The 2,907-nt window shown below is 64.0% G+C and carries 2 protein-coding genes and 1 tRNA gene; all 3 read right to left on the bottom strand.

All coding sequences use genetic code 11. The features are described from left to right. Positions 1 to 61: 61 nt before the first annotated feature. Positions 62 to 138, bottom strand: a tRNA-Val gene (locus tag ABI213_RS14145). Positions 139 to 186: 48 nt separating this feature from the next. Continuing rightward, on the bottom strand, positions 187 to 2,424 hold the full coding sequence (locus tag ABI213_RS14150) for a bifunctional (p)ppGpp synthetase/guanosine-3',5'-bis(diphosphate) 3'-pyrophosphohydrolase (protein ID WP_348007703.1): 2,238 nt from the start codon (positions 2,422 to 2,424) through the stop codon (positions 187 to 189). 12 nt (positions 2,425 to 2,436) lie between these two features. Further along, positions 2,437 to 2,907: alpha/beta fold hydrolase (locus ABI213_RS14155; protein ID WP_348027585.1), on the bottom strand; the 471-nt coding region annotated here is incomplete at its 5' end.

A 2,907-nucleotide genomic window follows, 5' to 3' on the forward strand; every position in this document is an offset into this window, starting at 1 on the left:
CCTAAAACAGTAGCCATAAAACCAAAAGCCCTGTACATCTTTGATGTACAGGGCTTGAATTTGGTAGGCGCGAATGGACTCGAACCATCGACCCCCACCATGTCAAGGTGGTGCTCTAACCAGCTGAGCTACGCGCCTAAAGCTGCTGAATGCAGAGCGCTAGTATAGCATGGGTTTTAACGGTCATCACCGCCGCCGCGCCGAACGCACGCCCGCCACTTCCGACACTACGCCCAGCACCTTGGTCAGGCGCGCGGCATCGGCCACTTCCACGGTGAAAGTCATCCAGGCCGTGCCTTTGACCGACTGGGTTTGCACACCGATCACGTTCATTTTTTCTTTGGTGAAGACTTCTGAGATGTCGCGCAGCAGGCCCTGGCGATCAGCGGCCTGTACCGACACGTCCACCGGGTACACCGAAACCCCTTCTTTTTTGCCGCTGCCCCACTCCACCTCGATCACCCGCTCGCCATTGCGCACCGACATTTCGCGGAAATTGCTGCAATCGGCGCGGTGGATGCTGACCCCCTTGCCGCGTGTGATAAAGCCCAAAATGGCATCCGGCGGCGCGGGCTTACAGCATTTGGCTAGTTGCGTCATCAGCGATTCCACACCTACCACCAGCACGCCACCTTTGGGCGAACTCTCCGAGGTGCGGGTTTTCTTGAGCAGCAAATAGTCGTCCGGTGCCAGCACCGGCTCGGGCGGACGCAGCAGTATCTCGATGGTGCGCAGCGAAAACTCGTCCTTGCCCACCACCTCGAACAGGTCGTCGGCCGACTTGAAGCCCAGGCGGGCGGCCAGGTCGTCGAGCTTGATGGCGGTTTTGCCCTCGCGCTGCAGCAGCTTTTCCACCGCCTCGCGCCCTCGCGCCACCGTGGTGTGCAGGGCGGCAGCGTTGAACCAGGCGCGCGCTTTGGCCCGGGCGCGGTGGCTGACCAGGTAACCCAACTCGGTATTGAGCCAATCGCGCGATGGTCCGCCCTCTTTGGCCGCGGTGATCTCCACCGTCTGGCCGTTTTGCAAGGGTGTGTTCAGCGGCACCTGCACGCCGTCCACCTTGGCACCCCGGCAGCGGTGGCCCAAATTGGTGTGCACGCTGTAGGCGAAGTCCACGGCAGTGGCCCCGGCGGGCAGCTCCACCACAGCGGCATCGGGGGTCAGCACGTAGATGCGGTCGCTGAGCACGTCGCCACTCTGGGGGGCAGCCCCCGACAGATCCCGCTCCCAGGCCAGCAACTGGCGCAGTACGGCAATCTTCGCGTCGTACTCGCCGCGGGCCGACACACCGGCGTAGCCCTTGGTGCCCGCCTCTTTGTAGGCCCAATGGGCGGCTACCCCGTGCTCGGCATGGTCGTGCATGGCCTGGGTGCGGATCTGAATCTCGATTGGCAGACAGGCCACGCCATCCACCATTTGCTGCACCACGGTATGCAGCGACTGGTAGCCGTTGCCCTTGGGCTTGGCGATGTAGTCGTCGAACTCCTCGGCCATGGGCACGAAGCGGGCATGCACCCAGCCCAAAGCGGCATAGCAGTCGGGCACGCTGGGCACGATCACGCGCAGAGCGCGGATGTCAAACAACTGTTCGAAACCCAGCGACTTGCCGCGCATTTTTTTGACAATGCTGTAGATGTGCTTGGGCCGTCCCTGCACGATCGCCTTGATTCCCTGGCCTACCAGCTCGGTCTCCAGACTGGCGCGCAGATGCTCCATATTGGCTTCGCGCTCTATCCGCTTTTCGTCCAGCAGCTTGGCCACCTGTTTGTAGGTGTCAGGCTCGATGAAGCGAAACGACAGGTCTTCCATCTCCCACTTGATTTGCCAGATGCCCAGCCGGTTGGCCAACGGTGCAAACACCTGCAGCGATTCGCGCGCCAGCCCCGGTGACACCGGGGTTTTGCTGGCGGCACAGAAGCGCAGGGTTTGCAGGCGCGAGGCCAGGCGCAGCATCACCACCCGCAGGTCACGCGAAAAAGCCAGCAGCATCTTGCGCACGTTTTCGGTCTGCACCGCCGGGTCGTCCACCAGGTGGGCCGAGGTTTCGGCCCCGCGCGACAGGCGCTGCACGCGCATCAGCTGCGTGGTTTCCACCGCCAGCGCGGCGAAGTTGGCCCCGAAGGCCTTGGCAATCACCTCTTGCGGCTTGTTCAGATGCACGCAGGCGTGGACCAAGTAGCTGGCGGCCTGCATGGCCTCGGAGCCGCCCACCCCGCGCAGGATGGTGGCCACGGCATCGGCATGGGCCAGGGTGTTTTCGCCGGTGTCCAGCACTTCGTCGGCAATCAGCGGCTCGGCAAAATTACGCGCACGGGCCAGAGCGTTAGCCTGCTCGGGCAGGGTCTGGGCGGTGACCGCCACCACGCCGGACAGGCGCTCCTCAGGGTGTGCCGCGACGGATGGCGCGGCGGGCAAACTTTTCATCCAGCGACTTTATCAGGGCTGTAAAAACCCGACCACGGTAGCGACTTGGTCGTCCGCCACAAAGGTGGGCGCATGGCCTACGCCAGCAAATTCCACCAACCGGGCGCGCGGCCCGCGCTGGGCCATGGCCTGCGCGGTGGCGGCAGACAGCAAATCCGACTTGGCCCCGCGCAGCAGCAGGGTCTGCGCCGTGATCTGCTCGTACAGCGCCCACAGCCCGGCCTCGCCAGCGGCGGCGGATTCGGCGGTAAAGCTGCCAAACGCGGCGGCTAGCGCCGGGTCGTAGTGCAGGGTCAGCGCGGGTTCCCCGGCCACTATCGGTCGCACCATGTGCTGGGACAGGGCCAGCCACTGGGCCGGCGTGTGCGGGCCAAAACTACTGGAGATGGCCCACATCGCGTCGGCCGCCTGCTGCAGCGTGTCAAAACGCCCGGTTTTGCCCAAATAGCTGGCGATGCGCTGGAGGGCGGTCACATCCAGAGT

It is taken from the genome of Rhodoferax sp. (assembly GCF_039922535.1).
Lineage (GTDB): Bacteria > Pseudomonadota > Gammaproteobacteria > Burkholderiales > Burkholderiaceae_C > Rhodoferax_B.

Coding starts and splice junctions, on each gene's coding strand:
- ABI213_RS14150 (WP_348007703.1), bottom strand. CDS start 2,424: ATGAAAAGTTTGCCCGCCGCGCCATCCGTCGCGGCACACCCTGAGGAG.